General features: G+C 62.1%; 19 protein-coding genes. 9 read left to right on the forward strand and 10 right to left on the reverse strand.

Translation table 11 applies throughout. The annotated features are described in order from the left end of the window. The first annotated feature begins 124 nt into the window (after positions 1-124). Entirely contained in the window at positions 125-391 is a 267-nt protein-coding gene (locus tag NKH06_RS30345) for a hypothetical protein (RefSeq protein WP_127271315.1), read from the forward strand. A gap of 66 nt (positions 392-457) precedes the next feature. On the opposite strand, the gene NKH06_RS30350 is transcribed toward NKH06_RS30345, so the two are convergent. The 4 genes from NKH06_RS30350 to NKH06_RS30365 all read right to left on the reverse strand — a co-directional run bounded on the left by NKH06_RS30350 (position 458) and on the right by NKH06_RS30365 (position 4,281). Further along, positions 458-1,012: a hypothetical protein gene (locus tag NKH06_RS30350; RefSeq protein ID WP_127295926.1), complete on the reverse strand. Its 555-nt coding sequence runs from the start codon at positions 1,010-1,012 to the stop codon at positions 458-460. Positions 1,013-1,147: 135 nt separating this feature from the next. Further along, complete coding sequence (locus NKH06_RS30355) at positions 1,148-2,239, reverse strand: YcjF family protein (RefSeq protein WP_352461281.1); 1,092 nt, start codon at positions 2,237-2,239, stop codon at positions 1,148-1,150. Continuing rightward, a complete protein-coding gene (locus NKH06_RS30360) occupies positions 2,236-3,714 on the reverse strand; it encodes a YcjX family GTP-binding protein (RefSeq protein ID WP_352440298.1) in 1,479 nt (492 codons plus the stop codon). Before NKH06_RS30360 ends, NKH06_RS30355 begins: the two co-directional genes overlap by 4 nt. 63 nt (positions 3,715-3,777) lie before the next feature. Continuing rightward, positions 3,778-4,281, reverse strand: a complete 504-nt coding sequence (locus NKH06_RS30365) for a SixA phosphatase family protein (protein ID WP_352440299.1) — start codon at positions 4,279-4,281, stop codon at positions 3,778-3,780. Positions 4,282-4,611: 330 nt separating this feature from the next. Here NKH06_RS30365 and dksA point away from each other — a divergent pair, with 330 nt between their 5' ends. Then, on the forward strand, positions 4,612-5,028 hold the full coding sequence (gene dksA, locus NKH06_RS30370; RefSeq protein ID WP_023813023.1) for an RNA polymerase-binding protein DksA: 417 nt from the start codon (positions 4,612-4,614) through the stop codon (positions 5,026-5,028). A gap of 204 nt (positions 5,029-5,232) precedes the next feature. On the opposite strand, the gene NKH06_RS30375 is transcribed toward dksA, so the two are convergent. After that, a complete protein-coding gene (locus NKH06_RS30375) occupies positions 5,233-5,973 on the reverse strand; it encodes a hypothetical protein (protein ID WP_352440300.1) in 741 nt (246 codons plus the stop codon). 223 nt (positions 5,974-6,196) lie between these two features. Here NKH06_RS30375 and cckA point away from each other — a divergent pair, with 223 nt between their 5' ends. Then, a complete protein-coding gene (gene cckA, locus NKH06_RS30380) occupies positions 6,197-8,770 on the forward strand; it encodes a cell cycle histidine kinase CckA (RefSeq protein ID WP_023813021.1) in 2,574 nt (857 codons plus the stop codon). Between the two features lie 86 nt (positions 8,771-8,856). After that, positions 8,857-9,564, forward strand: a complete 708-nt coding sequence (locus tag NKH06_RS30385) for a purine-nucleoside phosphorylase (protein WP_023813020.1) — start codon at positions 8,857-8,859, stop codon at positions 9,562-9,564. A gap of 9 nt (positions 9,565-9,573) precedes the next feature. On the opposite strand, the gene NKH06_RS30390 is transcribed toward NKH06_RS30385, so the two are convergent. The 3 genes from NKH06_RS30390 to NKH06_RS30400 are packed head-to-tail and all read right to left on the reverse strand — an operon-like array spanning position 9,574 to position 13,183. Then, positions 9,574-10,791: a cytochrome c gene (locus NKH06_RS30390; protein WP_023813019.1), complete on the reverse strand. Its 1,218-nt coding sequence runs from the start codon at positions 10,789-10,791 to the stop codon at positions 9,574-9,576. After that, on the reverse strand, positions 10,788-12,554 hold the full coding sequence (locus NKH06_RS30395; RefSeq protein ID WP_352440301.1) for a GMC family oxidoreductase: 1,767 nt from the start codon (positions 12,552-12,554) through the stop codon (positions 10,788-10,790). Before NKH06_RS30395 ends, NKH06_RS30390 begins: the two co-directional genes overlap by 4 nt. Before the next feature lie 2 nt (positions 12,555-12,556). Continuing rightward, positions 12,557-13,183 (reverse strand): gluconate 2-dehydrogenase subunit 3 family protein, encoded by a 627-nt coding sequence (locus NKH06_RS30400; RefSeq protein WP_245273274.1) that lies wholly within the window; start codon positions 13,181-13,183, stop codon positions 12,557-12,559. Between the two features lie 581 nt (positions 13,184-13,764). Here NKH06_RS30400 and NKH06_RS30405 point away from each other — a divergent pair. Then, positions 13,765-14,202 carry a VOC family protein gene (locus NKH06_RS30405; RefSeq protein ID WP_023813016.1) on the forward strand — a complete coding sequence of 146 codons (438 nt, stop codon included), beginning with the start codon at positions 13,765-13,767 and terminating at the stop codon, positions 14,200-14,202. Between the two features lie 10 nt (positions 14,203-14,212). On the opposite strand, the gene NKH06_RS30410 is transcribed toward NKH06_RS30405, so the two are convergent. Beyond that, entirely contained in the window at positions 14,213-14,518 is a 306-nt protein-coding gene (locus NKH06_RS30410) for a ribbon-helix-helix domain-containing protein (protein WP_023813015.1), read from the reverse strand. 226 nt (positions 14,519-14,744) lie between these two features. Here NKH06_RS30410 and NKH06_RS30415 point away from each other — a divergent pair, with 226 nt between their 5' ends. The 3 genes from NKH06_RS30415 (at position 14,745) to NKH06_RS30425 (ending at position 17,369) form a co-directional block, all read left to right on the forward strand. Further along, entirely contained in the window at positions 14,745-15,140 is a 396-nt protein-coding gene (locus tag NKH06_RS30415) for a VOC family protein (RefSeq protein ID WP_352440302.1), read from the forward strand. An 80-nt stretch (positions 15,141-15,220) separates the two neighbouring features. Then, positions 15,221-15,751 carry a gluconate 2-dehydrogenase subunit 3 family protein gene (locus tag NKH06_RS30420; RefSeq protein WP_352553014.1) on the forward strand — a complete coding sequence of 177 codons (531 nt, stop codon included), beginning with the start codon at positions 15,221-15,223 and terminating at the stop codon, positions 15,749-15,751. Between the two features lie 46 nt (positions 15,752-15,797). Beyond that, positions 15,798-17,369, forward strand: coding sequence for a GMC family oxidoreductase (locus NKH06_RS30425; RefSeq protein WP_352732915.1), 1,572 nt, complete (start codon positions 15,798-15,800; stop codon positions 17,367-17,369). A gap of 66 nt (positions 17,370-17,435) precedes the next feature. Here the strand turns inward: NKH06_RS30425 and NKH06_RS30430 are convergent, their stop codons facing one another. Beyond that, positions 17,436-17,849 (reverse strand): hypothetical protein, encoded by a 414-nt coding sequence (locus NKH06_RS30430; protein ID WP_352775641.1) that lies wholly within the window; start codon positions 17,847-17,849, stop codon positions 17,436-17,438. 339 nt (positions 17,850-18,188) lie between these two features. On the opposite strand from NKH06_RS30430, the gene urtA reads away from it, so the two are divergent. Continuing rightward, positions 18,189-19,469, forward strand: coding sequence for an urea ABC transporter substrate-binding protein (urtA, locus tag NKH06_RS30435; protein WP_245273273.1), 1,281 nt, complete (start codon positions 18,189-18,191; stop codon positions 19,467-19,469). Positions 19,470-19,624: the final 155 nt, after the last annotated feature.

Below are 19,624 nucleotides of genomic sequence, written 5' to 3' on the forward strand. Positions count from 1 at the left end.
CGATACACAAGTTGAGGCCGGGAACACGTTGCATCTTGCCGCAATCGAAGGCTAAGGACGCTCGGCTTCGGCCATTGGAGGGTGATCGACGATCAAGTCGCGCCCTTTTGAGGAGATGACTGACATGAAGAAGTTTTTGTTTGTTGCCGTCGGCCTGGCGGTGCTTGCCGGTTCGGCTTGCTCGAAGGCGCCCGAGTGCACGGCGGAAATCGCGACCAAGAAGGCGCAGGACATGGCTACCGCGCTGCAGGAAGCGATTACCAAGGACCCGTCCAAAGCGGCTGATCTGACGGCCAAGGTCCAGGCGGTGACAACCAAGTATCAGGGCGCTACGACATTGGCCGACGCCTGCAAGGCCTATGACGAACTGACGGCCACGATCAAAGGCTAACGCCCTGATTCGATTTGATCAAACGAGGCGGCGACCGTTGGGTCGCCGCCTTTTCTTTTGAATTGTTCAGTTCGGCGCGATGGAGCCGACTTCGACCGCGTCGACGCGCTTCAGGCTCATGCCGATCACCGGCACCAGCTGGTCGTCGACGCGCACGGCAATAGTCACCGTCATCGAATTGTCGTCAGGGATGCGAGCCTGCATGACGCCGCGCAGCTGGTTGCGGTTGATGGTGAAGACCACCTTGCGGGGATCGACGACGTTGCCGCCGATGATGTCGAGGCCGGAACCGGTCGCGCCACCCATGAAGCTGCCCTTGTAGCCCTCACGGCCCTTGCGCTCGATCTTGGCCGACATCGGTTGGGTGAACATGCCGACCCGACAGCCGCCGTCGAGCGACATGCCGACCTTGCCGTCGGGCGTCGAGCCGGTGAAGCTGCAGTTGAACTTCGTGCCTTTGTATTTGCCGGCGACGATTTCGCCGGGACCGATCCACTTGCCTTCGGCGGACTGGAAGAACTGCTTGTCCGGCTCCGCCGCAGAGGCCACTCCGGCAATGCCGACGACTGCCGTAATCACCGTTGCCAAGGGCAGGACGCTGGATAGAATTACGCTTTTCATCGACGACACCCGGCAACAAAGATGCTGTTTGGAACCCGTCTGACCATGAACAAGATTGGTTAATGCTTCGTCACCGCGGGGCCGCCGCAAAGCAGTCCGGTAACAATTCCGAAGGTCCAGACACTCCAGCCCGGCTCACTTGCCGGATGGGGTCGTTTCACCGTCTTTCCTGGTTGCGAACGATGTCAGTGCCGAGAGGAAATCACCAAGTCCGGGACGCTTGGCGGCGCTGAAGGGCAGGGGTCGCGCCGTCTCCATCGCGGCGATGCCGATGCGCGCCGTCATCATGCCGTTGACGACGCCCTCGCCAAGCTTGGCCGAAAGGCGCGCGGCCAGGCCGTGGCCGACGATCTGCTGGACGAAACTGTCGCCGACCGCGATCGAGCCGGTGACCGCCAGATGCGCCAGCACGCTGCGCGCCAGGCGCAAGAAACCCAGCGTTCCCGGCCGTCCACCATAGAGTTCCGACAGGCGGCGAATGAGCCGCCCCGCCTCGAACACCACATAGGCAACATCGACGAGTGCGCGTGGACTGACCGCCGTCACCAGCGAAACGCGTTTGGCGGCTTCGAGAATCATCACCTTCGCCCTGGCATCGAGTGGTCCGAGAATTTCAGCCTCGGCCAGACGCACGAGATTGCCGCCGTCGATGATTTCGCCGCGCAGTTCGGCCAACGTGCGCCGGCCGGCCGCGGTTTCGGGTTTGGCCGCGACAAAGGCCGACAATTCGTCGACGACCGATCGTGCAGCCTTGGGATCGTCGCGGGCGATCGCGTCGAGCGCACGCTTCTGCAGCTTTTCGACCTCGGCAAGGCGGACGATCGCCAGGAATTCGCGAATCAGGATCACCAGAAGCGCCAGCACGGCAATGGCAGCCATGCCCGCAGCCAGCCAGCCCAGCCATTCGGCACGCGCGAAGAGGTCGCGGATGAGCTGGTCGGTCCATAGGCCGACCGCCAGCGAAACCAGCACGCCAAAGGCGCCGAAGAAGATGCTGCCGAGCAGCGAACGCTTCCTGGGGGCAATGGCCGGCGGCGGCTCCGCGGCAATGATGTCAGGCTCGTCGAAGACATCGACTTCCGCCGGGATGACCATCGCGACATCGGCCTTCATCGCGCTGGGTTTGCGCTGGGCATCGGCCTGGGCACGGCGCGCCTGCGGCGCCTCTTGCCTTGGTTCGGCTTCCGGCTCGATGCGGAACGCTGCCGGCTTGCGGGGCGCAGTCATGCCAGATGATCTCCGATCAGGAACTGCAAGGCACGGTCGAGCCTGATATGCGGCAGCGACAGGGTGATACCTTCGGCCGTGCGTTCTAGCTTTGGGGGACGGAAACGGACGAAGCGGATTGCAGGGTCCGCGGCATCCTGCTTGTGATCGGCTCCCGAAAGATCAAAAACCGCATCAATTTTCTCCGGTAAATCACCAGGAAATATGGCTGTTTCAGTTTTTCCATCGAAGGTTTCGCCGTTGATCTTCTCGCCGGCGATCGGCGTGCCGATAATGACTGGCAACGTCTCTCGGCCTTGCTTGACGGCGCCTTCGCGCGTTGCGCGCACCGCCGCCATGGCTACCACATCGACGTCGGCGCCGGTGAAATTCGCCCGTGCCACGGCGCGGTCGGCAAGCCGCCGCACGATCGACTGCAGGCGGTCATGGCTTTCGTGATGCAGATGGTCGGCTTTGGTCGCGGCAACCAGGATGCGGTCGATGCGCCGCGAGAACAGGTCGGTGAGGAAGCTGCCCCGGCCGGGTCGGAAACAGCTGAGGATCTCGGTCACCGCGCGTTCCAGGTCGGCCATGGCGCCGGGGCCGGCGTTCAGCGCCTGCATGGCGTCGATCAGCACGATCTGGCGATCGAGACGGGTGATGTGTTCGCGGAAGAAGGGTTTGACGACATGCGTCTTGTAGGCCTCATAGCGCCTGTCCATCATGGCGTGCAGCGACCCTGCGCGCGGACGCCTGTCGCCAATCCCGGCCAGGGGCGCGAAGGTCAGTGCCGGCGAGCCTTCGAGATCGCCCGGCATCAGGAAACGGCCGGGCGGCAAGGTCGAAAGCGCCCGCTCGTCGAGCTTGCAGGCCTTCAGATAGGCGGCGAAGCTTTCGGCCAGGCGGCGCGCCGTCATCTCGTCGGCGTCGGCGTTCGGATCGATCCCGGACGACAACGCCCGCCAGCCCTGCGAAAGGTCCTCGCGCACCGGCAGAACGGCCATTTCAAAGGCTTCGTGCGAAAAATCGGCAAAGGATTTGCCGAGCAGCGGCAGATCGAGCAGCCATTCGCCGGGATAGTCGACGATATCGACCGACAATCTGCCGGAGGAAAACATGCGGCTCCAGCCGGAAGCCGATTCATATTCGATGGTCAGCCGCAGTTCCGAAATGGCGCGCGTCGAATCGGGCCAGGCACGATCGTTGACCAGGGCGGCGATGTGGTCCTCGTACTGGAAACGCGGCACCGCGTCGTCCGGCTGCTGCTCGAGGAAGGCGCGGGCGATGCGCCCAGATTTCTGCGCCTCGAACAGCGGCAGGCGGCCGCCATGGATCAAATTGTGGACAAGGGCCGATATGAACACCGTTTTGCCGGCGCGGGACAATCCCGTCACGCCGAGGCGCAGCGATGGGGAAAAAAGCCCGGTGGCGCGGCCCGACAGCGTGTCGAGGGCAATCCTCGCCTCGTCGGTGAAGGTGGTCAGCGATGATGCCAAAATATGCTCTCTCGAACTTCGGTCCGTCCGATATAGGCTCTGCTACCAGGCTTTGAAATGGCTTCAGAGATCGGCCGGCGTCAGGAACGCTTCGAGATAGCCGGCGCCTTGGGCGGCGCTGGCAAGATCGCCGTCAAAGCGGACGACTGCCAGGCCCGCGGTCGGGAACCCATGGTTCAGCGTGACCCGCGCAGTCTCGTCGCCGTCGCCCGAAACTGCCATGGTGAGGTCTTCCATCATCGGGTTGTGGCCAATGACCAGCAATGAGCCTGATCCGCCATTGTCGCGGATAAGGTGGAGGTACCCGGCCGCGTCCGCGCTGTAGAGCGCGTCGAAGAACAGAACCCGGCCGGTGTCGGTCTGGCCGGCCAGGCCTTCCAGCGTCTCCTTGGCGCGCTTGGCATTGGAGCAGAGCGTCCGGTCCGGAACATAGAGGCGGGAGCGCATGGCGGCCCCCACCATTTCGGCATCGGCGCGGCCGGACGCATCGAGCGGGCGATCGAAATCCCGCATGCCGGGCAGTGCCCAGCCAGCCTTTGCATGTCGCAACAGATAAAGCCTGCTCACCCAACCTCCGAATGCCGAAGCGTCCCGGATTAGCCACGGGAACGGCGTTGCGCACAATGGCCCGTGCTCTTCAACACGGCGAATCACCCAATGCTGCTTGCTGCAAAGGTCTCTTGCGTATCGGCCCCCGGGGTCACGGCAATCTCGGAAAGCATGTGCCACCGGATCGAAAGTGTCTCGGCGAATTTTGTACCAAAGCGACCGTACGCGGCCGCAGAGACGCGTGACGGGTACTTTAACAATTGCGTGAGACAGCGGCCGATTGCGCTTGTGCAGGCGTCGGACGACGAATATATAGGCGCCAAAATTGGGGCAGTTTGGGTGAGTCGAATGAACGACATCGTTACCGCCGATTACGTACCCTCCGAAGACGAGCCGTTCATGAACGAGCGGCAGAAATCCTACTTCCGCTCAAAGCTCGTCACCTGGAAGAGTGACATATTGCGCGAAGCGCGCGAAACACTGGAAATCCTGCAGCAAGAGAACGCCAACCACCCCGATCTGGCCGATCGCGCCTCTTCGGAAACCGACCGTGCCATCGAACTCAGGGCCCGCGACCGTCAGCGCAAGCTCATTGCAAAGATCGACTCCGCCCTGCAGCGCATCGACGAAGGCACTTACGGCTATTGCGAAGAGACCGGCGAGCCGATCGCGCTGAAGCGGCTCGATGCGCGTCCGATCGCGACATTGTCGATCGAAGCGCAGGAGCGGCATGAGCGCCGCGAAAAAGTCTATCGCGACGACTGAAGGTCAAGGCCGGCGGCTCACGGCCGGCTGTCATCGAACGAACTCGATTCTGAAATGGCCGGTTTTCCGGCCATTTTTATTGGTGCGGCATCCACCGCTCTGAGGCGCGCGAAGGCCGCAAACCCTTGATATTTTGCGCTTGGACGAGGTGGTTCGGCAGCGGACCGGCGACGATGTTTCGCGGGATAGCGACCCGGCGGTCGCTCATCTCTTCTGACTGGAGAGTTCGCCGAGAAGCTTGGTCATCTCGTCGTCGAGCGACTGCGGCGCCGCCGGCTTGCCCACCGGGCCGCCCGAACGGGGCTGATCCAGCGACACTTCGAGTTCCCTCATCAGCGTGTCGTCGATGCTGTCCTGCACCGGCTGCGGTGGTGGCGGCGCGTGCCGGGCGGTGTTGGCGTTGGCGGAGCCGTAGGCAGGCAACGGCGTGACATTGGTCGGCTGATAGCTTTGCGTTGCCGGCTTCGGTGCAGGTGCCGGCGGCGCTGTTGTACGCGGGCGGGCGGGTGGCGTCGTGTTCACCGGCTGTGGAGCGGGAGCCTGTCTCGCCGGCGGCGGAGCGGGTTGCGGCGGACGCGGTCTTGCCGGGGCCGCGGCGGCCGGAACCGGCTGCAAGCCGCCATCTCCGGTCAATGCCGGCCGGCGTAGCGCCGAAAGTCGGATATCGCGCTCGACGACGACGTCGGTCGGGCCGCCGATCAGAAGCAGGTGCTCGATATCGTCACGGCGTATCAGCACCAGCCGGCGATGGCTGTCGACGGCGGTGGCATCCATGACGGCCAGTCGCGTCTTGCGGTTCCGGCCACCGGCGACGAAGGTTCCGAATGTCAGGTTGCGCACCAGCTTGATGATAACGAGAACGATAACCAGCAGGACAAGCGCTGCAAACGTCCACAACAATGCTGCGGCATAACCGGGACCTGCCACGCTATCGAGCCATTGCATTGGGTTCCCCTGATCGCCCTTGGAAGTGAAGAGACACTAGACCGTTGCAGCGGGCCACCGCAAGTTGCGTTTCACGCTGGTGAACAGCTAGAAAAACTCCGAAGCCTGGAAGACATCATTTTTATCCGACATTTGCCGCCCAGGCCTTTTCCGGACTAGGAGAATGTGATTCAACCCGCTAGGGGCGGGTGTCGGAACACCGGAATTCACGAGCAGGGGGCACATGGCCAAGGAAGCGCGCGGCGATTTCTATCCGGTACCGATCGTCGACCAGAATACGCGACCCGGCGCGGTCACCCGGCTTATCATTTTCATCGTCGTTCTGACGGGGGCGGCGATCGTCTTCGGGCTTTTCCGCGAGCGCCTCGGCGATCCTTTCCTGCTCGGCATGCTCGGCGTGCTGGCGATGATCGGCGTCGGCTTCCTGTTCGCGACGGCGATCGGCTTCGTGCAGGTCACGCCACGCTCGACAGGCGACGAACTGTCGAAATCCTTCGTCGATTCGATGTCGCAGGGGCTTCTCGTCACCGACACCAAGGGCCGCGTCGTCTACGCCAATCGCGCCTATGCGGATATGACCGGAGCATCGTCCGCTGCCGACCTGAAGACCGTCGAGGGATTGCTCTCGGATGTCCCCGAAGCCTCGGTGACGATCTATCGCCTGGCATCCGGCCTGCGCGACGGCCAGCCGGGCGACGGCGAGTTTAGGCTCGCACAGTCCATTCGGCCCGGTGCCGAGCCTGGCGCCCGCTGGTACCGGGCACGCGCCCGCGCCTTCAGCGTTCCAGGCCAGCGGCTGCCGATGCTGGCCTGGCAGCTTGCCGACATCTCGCAGGAGCGGGCCGAGCAGGAGCGCTTCTTCCTCGATCTGCAGAAGGCGATCGATCATCTCGACCACGCGCCGGCCGGCTTCTTTTCGGCCGACCAGGAGGGCCGCGTCACCTATATCAACGCCACGCTCGCCGAATGGCTGGGCATCGACCTCACCAGCTTCACGCCCGGCGCCGTGTCTCTGTCGGAGATCGTGGCTGGCGACGGCATGGCGCTGGTCCGCTCGGTCAAGGCCGACCCCGGCACCACACGCAACGCGGTGATAGATCTCGACCTGACGACCACGACGGGCGAAGCGCTGCCGGTGCGCTTCATGCACCGCGTTTCGGCCAGCCGCGAAGGATTGAACGGGCCGACACGCACGATCGTGCTCAACCGCACGCAAGGCGAGGATGCCTCTGCCGATTTGCGGGCTTCGGAAGTGCGCTTCACCCGCTTCTTCAACTCGACACCGATGGCGATCGCCGGCGTCGACCACAATGGGCGCATCCTGCGTACCAATGCGCCGTTCCTGTCGCTGTTTTCGTCTGTCGTCGATCGCGACGCCGTCGACCGTCGCGTAAGGCTCGACACGGTGATCCACGAACGCGACCGGCCGGCCTTCGCGGCTGCCTTCGAGAAAGCGCAGCAGCGGCAGGCCGACATCGAGCCGATCGACACGCTTTTGCCTGGCAACGACGAACGGCACATCCGCTTCTACGTCAACGCCGTCGCCGACGGCACCGGCGGCGAGGGGGCCGAGGAGTCGGCCATCGTCTACGCCGTCGAGACAACGGAGCAAAAAGCGCTCGAAGGGCAGATGGCGCAAAGCCAGAAGATGCAGGCGGTCGGCCAGCTTGCCGGCGGCATCGCGCATGATTTCAACAATGTGCTGACCGCCATCATCATGGCGTCCGACCTTTTGTTGACCAACCACCGTCCGTCGGACCCCTCCTTCCCCGACATCATGAACATCAAGCAGAACGCCAACCGGGCGGCTTCGCTGGTGCGGCAGCTTCTGGCCTTCTCGCGCAAGCAGACGTTGCGGCCGGAAGTGCTCAATCTAACCGACGTGCTCGCCGATCTCAGGATGCTGCTCGCCCGCCTGGTCGGCAACGACATCAAGCTGAAGGTCGACCATGGCCGCGATCTGTGGCCGGTCAAGGTCGATATCGGTCAGTTCGAACAGGTGGTGGTCAACCTTGCGGTCAACGCGCGCGATGCTATGCCGGCGGGCGGCGATCTGACAGTGCGCACCCGCAATGTCACCGCCGAGGAGTGCAAGGCCTTTTCCTACCGTGAACTCGCCCCGGCCGACTATGTCGTGGTCGAAGTCGAGGACACCGGCAGCGGCATCGCGCCCGACGTGCTGAAGAAGATTTTCGAGCCCTTCTTCACCACCAAGGAAGTCGGCAAGGGCACCGGCCTTGGCCTGTCGATGGTCTACGGTATCATCAAGCAGACCGGCGGCTTCATCTTCTGCGATTCCGAAGTCGGCAAAGGCTCGACTTTCCGCATTTTCCTGCCGCGTCACATCGCCGAAGCGAAAAAAGCAGGCGAGCCCGGCGATGCGCCGGCAGCTCCGGCAAAGGTCGCCGATCCGGCCAAGGATCTGTCGGGCTCGGCCACGGTGCTGCTCGTCGAGGACGAGGATGCCGTGCGCATGGGCGGCATGCGGGCGCTGACCTCGCGTGGCTACACCGTGCACGAGGCATCGTCGGGCGTCGAGGCGCTGGAAGTGTTCGAGGCGCTGGGCGGCAAGGTCGATATCGTCGTTTCCGACGTGGTCATGCCGGAAATGGACGGACCGACACTGCTTGGTGAATTGCGCAAGCGCCAGCCGGACATCAAGTTCGTCTTCGTGTCCGGCTACGCCGAGGACGCATTCGCCAGAAACCTCCCGGCAGATGCGCATTTCGGCTTTCTGCCCAAGCCGTTTTCGCTCAAGCAACTGGCGACGATCGTCAAGGACGTGCTGGAGTCTTAGAGCCTTTCCCATGTTCCTCCTTGCACAACGCCGTGACAACGCCATGATTGCGGGTGAAACGGCAGGAAGGCTTAGGGGAGCAACTTGTGACGCCGCACAACGAAGCGGACAAGGACGACTACGCCGACACGGTGTTGTTGCCGGGTGATCCGCAGCGTGCCGAGTGGATGGCGCAAACGTTCCTGGAAGCGCCGCGCTGCATCAATCGCCGCCGCGGCACGCTTGGCTTCACCGGGCTGTTTCGTGGCAAGTCCATCAGCATTCAGGCGACGGGCATCGGCGTTTCATCATTTCTGATCTATGCGCATGAACTGCTGGACCATTATGGCGCCCGGACCTTGATCCGCACCGGCACCTGCGGCAGCCTGACCGCAAAGGCAAAACTGCGCAGCCTTGTCATCTCACAATCGGCACAGGCGGAAAGCGCCCAGAGCGGCCAGGTTTTCGGCCTTTATGGACCCGCTGGCCCCGACCCGGCGCTCCTCGCATCGTCACTGGCCAAGGCGGTAGAATTCGGCATCGACCATCATGCCGGCCTGACGGTGTGCAGCGACATCTTCTATCACCCGGAAGGGCGCGCCCGTTTTGCCGTTGCGCGGGCGGAAGGAGCCCTGGCCGTGGATATGGAAACCAGCGCGCTCTATCGCATATCGGAGCATTTCGGAGCGCGTGCGCTGTCGATGTGTGTCGTGGTCGACAACATCGAGACCGGCGAACAGACCGACTATTCCGAGCGCCAGGAATTGTTCGCAGACATGAGCCGTCTGGCGCTCGCTGTCGCAGCAGAGAGCTAGAGTACGGGTCTACCGGGTCAGCCCCTTGCGTACGGCAGCGACATCGTCAGAGGAGACCGCCGGGGCGGCGTTGCCCCAGCTGGCGCGCACATAGGTCAGGACGTCGGCGACCTCCTGGTCCTTCAGGCGCCAGGCCAGGGAGGGCATGGCGGGCGTAGTCGGTGCATCAGCCGTGTGCACGGCCTGGCTGCCGGCAAGGACGAGCCGGGCCAATGTTTCGGAACTGCCCTGCGCGACGATCGAATTGCCGGCAAGGGAAGGGAAAAGCACGCCTGACCCGGCACCATCTCCACCATGGCAAGCCGAGCAATTGTCGCGATAGATTGCCTCGCCCGTTGCCATCCGTGTCGCGTCAGGCTTTGCCGGTTGGACGCTGTCGACATCCGAGCCCAGGCTCTTGAGGTAGACTGCAACCGCCTTGAGATCGGGATCGGTCATTTTCGACGTGGAGTTCTCGATGGCCTCCGCCATCGGACCTGATGCAATCGAATGCGCGTTGACGCCGGTCTTGAGGTATTGGACCAGATCCTCCTGAGACCATTTTCCAAGGCCCGATTGCGCGTTGTTGGTGATGTCGGGGGCAAACCAGCCTTGCAGGGAGGCACCTTGCAGGAACTCGCTGTCCTTGTCGGCGCCAAGGAAAGATTTGGGCGAGTGGCAGGTGCCGCAATGTCCTGCGCCCTGGACGATATAGGCGCCGCGATTCCACTCCGCCGACTTGGAGGAATCCGGCTGAAAGCTTGCCTCGGTAAAGTTGAGGACATTCCAGCCCAGCATCGCCAGCCGGATGTTCAACGGGAAGGGCAGCTGATTGGCCTCGACCTTATTCGATACCGGTTCAACCGTCGTCAGATAGGCCCACAGGTCGGAAATGTCCCGATCGTTCATCCTGGTATAGGCGGGGTAGGGCATTGCGGGGTAGAGCCGCACGCCATTGTGGCCGACGCCTGACTTCATCATGCTGCGGAAATCGGCTTCCGACCAATTGCCGATGCCCGTTTCGCCGTCGGGGGTTATGTTGGGCGGGACAAGCATGCCGAACGGCGTCTCGAGCGGCAGTCCGCCAGCCAGCGGTTTGCCCCCGGCCTGCGTATGACAGCCTGCGCAGTCGCCGAGCACGGCCTGATACTGTCCACGTATGATCTGGTCCGCCTGGTCGGCACTCCGTGCCGGGCCCGCGTTGAGGGCCGCGGCGCCGATGGCGAGCGTGAAAACGAGCTTGTTCATGCCTGCACCAGGGATGCACCGGGATTGCGCAGATATTGATTGCGGATGGCATCGGCGGCGCGGAAGGCGAGCGCGCCGACGGTTCCTGTCGGGTTCTTGCCGGCATTCTGCGGGAAGGCCGACGCGCCGATGACGAAGACATTGGGGACGTCCCAGCTTTGGAGGAAGGTGTTGACCGCGCTCTTCTTCGGGTCCGTTCCCATGATGGCGCCGCCCGTATTGTGGGTGCTCTGGTAGGGGACGCTGTCCCAGCCCTTCTTGCGGCGGCCGACGGCGTACTGCTTGCCGCCGAGCGCCTTGGCGATTTCCTCCATCCGGTCGCAGACATAGTTCGACATGCGGATGTCATTGTCGGGAAAATCAAACGTCATGCGCATCAGCGGACGACCGAAACGGTCCTTGTAGGTCGGGTCGAGGTCGAGGTAGTTGTTGCGTGTCGCGTAACTGCTTCCCTGGGACGAGTAGCCAAGCGTGCTCTTGTAACCCTCGACCGTTGCCTTCTTCCAGGCGCTGCCCCATTTCGGCGTGCCGGGCAAGGTCGGCCTGGTTCCGATCGGGCGCCCGTTGGTGGGAATGCAGTTGATGCCCGCGCCGCCGACGAAGTCCAGCGCGCCGTGGTCGAACGCGTCACCATTGTAATCGTCGATCGTCTGGCCGAGCGCGCCGGCGGCGATGAACGGGTTGAAGTTCTTGTCGTCGAAGAACACCTGCACGCCGGCATTTGTCTGGTAGCAGTAATTGCGCCCAACCGTTCCTTCGCCACTGCCGGGATCGTAGATCTTGCCGATACCGGACAGCATCATCAGCCGGGCATTGTGCAGGCCGTAGGCGCACAGCAGCACCAGATCGGCCGGCTGGAAATATTCCTCGCCTGACGTGTCGACATAGGTGACGCCGCGCGCCGACTTGCCTCCGGGAGCCAGATCGACATGCAGAACCTCGCTGTCGGTGCGAACCTCGAAATTCGACTTCTTCATCAGCACGGGAAGGACGGTGGTCTGGGCGCTCGACTTCGAATAGTTGGCACAGCCGAAGCGTTCGCAGAACCCGCAATAGGTGCATTGACCCATGGCGATGCCGAGCGGGTTGACATAGGCCCGCGACATGTTGGCGGATGGGGTCGGGAAGGGATGCAGGCCGATCGACCGGCCAACCTCGGCGAACAGGGTTGGCGCGTAGGTCATCTGCATCGGCGGGTTCGGATAATCCCGCGACCTTGGATCCTCGAACGGATTGCCGCCTTCCTGCAACTGCCCCTTGATATTGCCGGCCTTGCCCGAGATGCCTGCCAGATACTCGAACTGGTCGTAATAGGTCTCCATCTCCGCGCCGGTCACGCCCCAGTCCTCGACCTGGAGATCGGCGATTCTCGATGCACCATATTTCTTCGTCAGATTGGTCTTTATCTGAAAGTCCGAATCCCAGAACCGCCAGGTGTGGCCGTTCCAGTGGACGCCGGCGCCGCCGACGCCGTTGCCGGGGAGAAAGGAGCCGAAATCGCGCATCGGCAGCGCCTTCTGCGAGGGGTCATTGCGCACCGTCATGGTTTCCACGGTCGGCTGCAGGAAGAGGTCGCGCCGGATGCTGTAGCGCAACTCGTCCTGCGCATAGCCGATGTTGAAATCGGTTGCCGTGTCGCGCCAGGGGCCGCGCTCTATGGCCACCACGTCCAGGCCCTGATCGGTCAATTCGTGGGCCAGAATGGATCCCGTCCAGCCGAGGCCGACGATCACGACGTCTTTGCGAGGCAGTATCTTGGTCATGATCAGGCGCCTTTGCCGAGCCATTCGGGACGCCCGATGATCGAGACAGGCGGCTGCGGATATGGCTGATTGTGTTTGCTGACATGGTCGCGGTAGTCGTAGCGGGCACCTGGAAAACCAAGCATGCGCCACGAGACCATGTCCTTGTTGCCGCCATAGACGGGGTCGGCAAAAAACCCTTCCATGGTGTTCTGCAGCAGAAGCCCGAAGAAACCGGGACCCTTGACGCCATTGGGCAGGTCGACTTTCCCGGCCTCCATTGCCGTCAGGAAGGCATCCTGTTCGGCCGATGCGAGCTCGACGAATGTCTTGCCGTCCCGCTGTTTCAGGAAGGCGTCGATGGCGGCAAGCCCGGTGCGGTAACGCTGCGCCGGATTGGCCTCGCCCTGATAGCCCTGGGTGGGCAGTCCAGGCAGAAACGGGCCTTGCGTGTAAAGCCGGCTCGACACTCCGAACGCCCCCATCAACTGCCTGTCGATATAGACGGCGCAACCGGCTTCCTTGCCGCCCATGCTGAGCTCGTCGGCCGGAATGATGCGGTCGACGATCGCCTCGACAAGGGCTGCTTCCTGGGCTGAGAAAAAGTGCCAGCCGCCGGCCACGACCTGCGCGGGTGGATCGGATGCCATTGGCGTCCAGGGCAAAGTGCCCGAGAACGATCGCGCAAAACCGGCCGATGTCGCGGTTGCCGTAAATATTGCGACCGAGGACAGGAAAAGACGCCGATTCATTCGAACAGGATTGCGACGGTTCATATTAGGAATCTCGAAAATAAGAGAACGCACCCGGGAAGTGACGCCCAAGTAATCATGACAACGATAGTTAGTTTAATCCGCAGATCGAATGCCGATAGACTGCGAGATGAAAATGACCTCGTCAACCACATCACAAAATCGTTAGCGAGGGTTCGGTCGACTGCCGATCGGGTCTGGGTGTGTTGTTGAAGCCGGATGGCTGCCCGGAAGTCGGGCCACGATCCCGCGAAGCATCCGGCCTACCTGCCCGGATCCTGGACCGATAGAAACAGCGTCGTGCCATCAGGCATGAATCAGGAACCAGCCACTGACCGGGTGGCGTTCGAGGTCGCGGTCAATGCCAGGCCCTACCGCGACGCATCACCAGGCTCTCAAGGTCCCTTGATCATACTTGCTCAGCTGGCAAGCAGGCTAATGAGTTTACGACCTGGACGACACCTTGTAGACTGAACACCATGGCGCTCAAACGGATGGACAACATAGGAATCGTCGTCGATGACCTTGAAGAGACGATTGGTTTCTTTGGCGAGCTCGGCCTTGAGCTCGAAGGGCGGGCAACGATCGAAGGAGAATGGGCCGGACGTGTCACGGGACTGGGCGATCAGCGCGTCGAGATTGCCATGATGCGGACGCCGGACGGCCACAGCCGGCTCGAACTGTCCCGTTTCCTCACGCCGCCTGTCGTCGCCGATCACCGCAACGCCCCGGTAAACGCCCTGGGCTACCTCCGCGTCATGTTCACTGTGGACGACATTGACGGGACGCTCGAAAGGCTCCGCAATCGCGGTGCGCGGCTCGAAGGCGAAGTCGTCCAGTATAGAGACGTGTATCGGCTATGTTACATTCGAGGGCCTGGAGGGCTTCTCATCGGGCTCGCCCAAGAACTCAGCTGAGCGCAATACGCTAAGCGGCCTCCCGCTTCGGCACCATCTGCTCATCCATCCCTGGCCGATGGCCGCGCAGATAGAGCGCGCAGGTGGTGCGCAGCATCGACGCAAAGTTCGGGATGGCGCCGTTGATCTCTATGGCTTCGTCATAGAGCTTGGAGATGAATTTCGGCGTCGTCAGGTTCTGGTTCTCGGCGATCTCGTCGAGCAACGCCCAGAATGTTCCTTCAAGCTGGATGCTGGTCGAGTGGCCGTCGATGCGAATCGACCGGTTGATCTGGCGATAGCCTTCGGGATCCTGGCCCGCAAACACCCTGCACATCCGACAAACCTCCCATGATTGTTGGTCTTGGGTGGACGGGCGTGCAGTTTGATACTGCTTGACCTGTCCCCACATGCATTCTCGGGTAAAATCGCCGCCACGGCAATCGGACTTTTGTCCTTGTTGGCGATGGAGGACGGTTCACGGCTTCGGGCGTGGTAACCGGCTGCCACCACCTTTTGTCCGTGCCGCGCATAATCGTCTCCACACCAGAGCGGAGACTGATTTGGCCAAGGCGATCCACAGCATGATCCGGGTTCTCGAAGAGGCCCGGTCCGTCGATTTCTACAGAAACGCCTTCGGGCTCGATGTCGCCGACAGGCTGGATTTCGAGACATTCACGCTCCTTTACCTCAGCAATGCCGAGGCAGGGTTCGAGCTCGAACTGACCGTGAACAAGGATCGGCAGGAGCCTTACGGGCTCGGCGACGGCTACGGTCACCTTGCGGTCTCGGTCGCCGATCTCGACGGCGAACATGATCGTCTCGGTGCGCTTGGCCTCAATCCGAAGAAGATCGTCGAGTTCAACCGCGACGGGTCGCTGATCGCGCGTTTCTTCTTCATCGAGGACCCCGACGGCTACAAGATCGAGGTTCTGCAACGCACAGGTCGCTTTCAATAGGAGACATTGCAGCCGCACCGGCAGGTAGCGCCAGCAACGGCACTCTCAAGGGTGCAAATAGCAAGCAGGGAGGAATAAAAATGGTCACGATCTATGACGCGAAGCCTGGGCTTTCCCGTCGAGAGCTTCTCAGACGCGGCGGCATCGGCGCGCTGCTCGTCATCTCCGGCAGCGCCGTCATCAGCCCCGAACATGCCTGGGGGCTCGAGACATCGGCACTCAAGCCCGAAACCATGGCGACACTGATCCAGATGGCGCGTGACATCTATCCGCACGATCAGGTTCCGGACAAATATTACGCCATTGCCGTGAAAGGTCATGACGAGCAGGCCGGCAAGGACGCCGCCTACAAGGCGATGCTCGAGGACGGCATCGCCGACCTCGACAAGAAGTCCGGTGGCGGCGGCTATCGCGGCCTTGGCTGGGAGGAGCAGCGGGTCGCCGTGCTGAAGCAAATCGAGGTGACGCCATTCTTCCAGGCCATCAGAGGCGGCCTCGTCGTCAGCCTCTACAACCAGAAAGAGGTGTGGCCGATCTTCGGTTACGAGGGCGAGTCCTATTCCAAGGGCGGCTACATCGCGCGCGGTTTCGACGACATCGAGTGGCTCTGAGCCCCGTCGTTCCTGAACCCGCAAACAGAAATCATGGGAGGAAACCATGGCAGCTTCATTTGATCTGAACAACGACGGCGTGGTCGTCATCATCGGCTCGGGCGCCGGCGGCGGCACGCTCGGCAACGAACTCGCCCAGAAGGGTGTCGACGTCGTCATCCTGGAAGCCGGCGCGCGCCACGAATACGAAGACTTCATCAATGACGAGTGGGGTTCGTTCAGCCAGCTCGCCTGGACGGACAAGCGCACCACGTCGGGTGACTGGCGTGTGGCCAAGGACTTTCCCAACCTGCCGGCCTGGATCGTCAAGTCGGTCGGCGGTTCGACCACGCATTGGGCCGGAGCTTCGCTGCGCATCCAGGAGCATGAGTTCAAGACGCTGTCGACCTACGGCAAATTGGAAGGCGCCAACCTGCTCGATTGGCCGATCACGCTGGCCGAGCTGGAGCCCTACTATGCCAAGGCTGAAGCCAAGATGGGCGTCACCGGCACCAATGACTGGCCGCGGCTGCCGGGCAACAACAATTTCAAGGTGCTGAAGGCCGGCGCCGACAAGCTCGGCTATAAGGAATGCCACACCGGCAACATGGCGATCAATTCGGTCGATCGTGACGACCGCATGTCTTGCCAGCAGACCGGCTTCTGCTTCCAGGGCTGCAAATGGGGCGCCAAATGGTCGACGCTCTACACCGAGATCCCCAAGGGCGAGGCGACAGGCCATCTCGAAGTCAGGCCGAACGCCATGGCGATCAAGATCAACCACGACGCTAGCGGAAAGGTGACCGGCGTCGTCTACGCCGACAAGGACGGCAAGCTGCAGGAGCAGAAGGCGCGCATCGTCGCGGTTGCCGGCAATTCGATCGAGAGCCCGCGGCTGCTGCTCAATTCGGCATCGGGAAAATTCCCCGATGGGCTTGCCAACTCGTCGGGTCAGGTCGGCAAGAACTACATGCGTCACACCACCGGCTCGGTCTATGCCATCTTCGACAGACCGGTGCACATGTATCGCGGCACGACCATGGCCGGCATCATCCGCGACGAGGCGCGGCATGATCCATCGCGCGGTTTCGTGGGTGGTTACGAGTTCGAGACGCTGTCGCTCGGCCTGCCGTTCATGGCGGCGTTCCTCGATCCGGGTGCCTGGGGGCGCTCGTTCACCGCCGCACTCGATCATTACGACCACATGGCCGGCCTGTGGATCGTCGGTGAGGACATGCCGCGTGCGGAGAACCGCATCACGCTGCATACCGACGAAAAGGACGCGCACGGCATGCCGATCGCCGACGTGCATTTCGACGACCATCCGAACGACACCGCGATGCGCAACCACGCCTACAAGCAGGCTACGGCACTTTACGATGCGGTCGGCGCCACCCGCACCTTCCCGACGCCGCCCTATCCGTCGACCCACAATCTCGGCACCAACCGGATGAGCGAGAAAGCGGAAGACGGCGTCGTCAACAAGCACGGCCAGGCGCACGACATCAAGAACCTGTTCGTGTCCGACGGCAGCCAGTTCACCACCGGGGCCGCCGAAAACCCGACCCTGACGATCGTGTCGCTCGCGATCCGCCAAGCCGACTACATCGCCGCGCAGATGTCGGCAAAGACGATCTAGTCAAATCCTCCCGACAGACTGCTGGCGCGGAACCCGCAAGGCTCCGCGCCTTTTTTCCTTGCCGCCTCATTGCTTGGTGCAGGTCGAGGCGGTGAAGGCGCCGTCGGGCTGCTTCATGATGATGTCGAAGGAAGGCGCGGTTTCACCGTCCAGCGTCGCCTGGGTCAGCGACAGTGAATTGCCGCCGGCGGTATATCCGCCCAGCGGCCCCAGCCACGAGATCACGCCGTTTGCGTCCATTTGGTAGTTATAGCCCTGCCGCGCGGTGCCGAAGACGCCGAGGCTGGTGTAGACGGGGCCGCTGTAGACGTTCCCCTTGATGGTGATGTCGCCGAGGCTGAGGAACATGCCAAGCAGGTACACTTCGCAATGATAGGCGCCGTCAGGCATCTTGCCGTCGCTGAAATCGGCTCGCGCTGCCCCGGTTGCTGCCGTCAGAAGTACTATGCCGATGAAAATACGTAAAATACCTGTAACCATGACGTCGCTCGCTTGAAGAGCGAGCTTGCCCTATTTTTGCACCGCGCCGCAACATCGGTCGCCTGAGGCACTGGTGAGATCAAAATCTAGGCAGATTGGGCAAATGATCGAAAAATAGGCAGCAGCTGCGCAAGCTGCGCAAATTTCCCTCAATCGATTTCTGGCCACCTCTCTTTGTTTTGTAAGCTCTATATTCCAAGGTGCTGATATCTCTAATTTATTTGTGCCCTTTCGGGATTGCCAGAGCGGTTGGCATGGGGGTTGCTTTGTAGTGTTGCGGTGCAATCAACCAGCTTGGGAGTCCGTCATATGAGGGGTAATTTCTCGACAATAACAAAAATGTTTTCGGCGAGCGTGGTCGCCGCCGGCCTGTTGATCTCCGCTCCGGCGAAGGCCGCCGACGACACGATCAAGGTCGGCATTCTCCATTCGCTGTCGGGGACCATGGCGATTTCGGAGACGACGCTGAAGGACGCCATGCTGATGCTCATCGACGAGCAGAACGCCAAGGGCGGCCTGCTCGGCAAGAAGCTCGAGGCGGTCGTTGTCGATCCGGCTTCCAACTGGCCGCTGTTTGCCGAAAAGGCGCGCGAGCTGATCTCCAAGGACAAGGTCGCGGCGGTGTTCGGCTGCTGGACCTCGGTGTCGCGCAAATCGGTGCTGCCGGTGTTCTCGGAACTCGACAACATCCTGTTCTACCCCGTCCAGTATGAGGGCGAGGAAAGTGAGCGCAACGTGTTCTACACCGGTGCGGCGCCAAACCAGCAGGCCATTCCGGCCGTCGACTATCTGATGAGCGAGGATGGCGGTTCGGTGAAGCGCTGGGTGCTGGAAGGCACCGACTACGTCTATCCGCGCACCACCAACAAGATCCTCGAAGCCTATCTGAAGGCCAAGGGCGTGGCTGCGGAAGACATCATGGTCAATTACACGCCGTTCGGCTTCTCCGACTGGCAGACCGAGGTTTCGGCGATCAAGAAGTTCGGTTCGGCCGGCAAGAAGACCGCCGTCGTCTCGACCGTCAACGGCGACGCCAACGTGCCGTTCTACAAGGAACTCGGCAACCAAGGCATCAAGGCCGAGGACATTCCGGTCATGGCCTTCTCGGTCGGCGAGGAAGAGCTTGCCGGTCTCGACACCGCGCCGCTGGTCGGCCATCTCGCTGCCTGGAACTATTTCGAGAGCATCGATACGCCCGAGAACAAGAAGTTCATCGCCGACTGGCACAAGTTCATCAAGAACGACAAGCGCACCACCAACGACCCGATGGAGGCCCATTATATCGGCTTCAACATGTGGGTGAAGGCGGTCGAGAAGGCCGGCACCACCGATCCGGACAAGGTCATCGACGCCATGATCGGCGTCTCGGTGCCGAACCTGACCGGCGGCTATTCGACGATGATGCCGAACCACCACATCACCAAGCCGGTGCTGATCGGCGAAATCCAGGCCGACGGCCAGTTCGAAACCGTGTCGCGCACGCCGGGCCTGGTGATGGGCGACGAATGGTCCGACTATCTGCCTGATTCCAAGGACCTGATCTCCGATTGGCGCGCGCCTCTGTCCTGCGGCAACTTCAATGTTGCCACCGGCAAGTGCGGCGGCAAGGGCACGAACTGATCCCTCCCAGGGCTGACCTAGTCAGACCGCGCGCGGGGGGGCCGCCGGGGGCCCCCGCGCCGCCCCCCCCAAAAAACAAAAAGAGGGAGAAAGGCCCCACAGAACAGGTGAGGGAAGAAGGTTTTGGGGGTTGTTTTGTGTGGGGGGCCAAAGGG

This window comes from Mesorhizobium sp. M1342 (assembly GCF_040317955.1).
Taxonomy (GTDB): Bacteria; Pseudomonadota; Alphaproteobacteria; order Rhizobiales; family Rhizobiaceae; genus Mesorhizobium.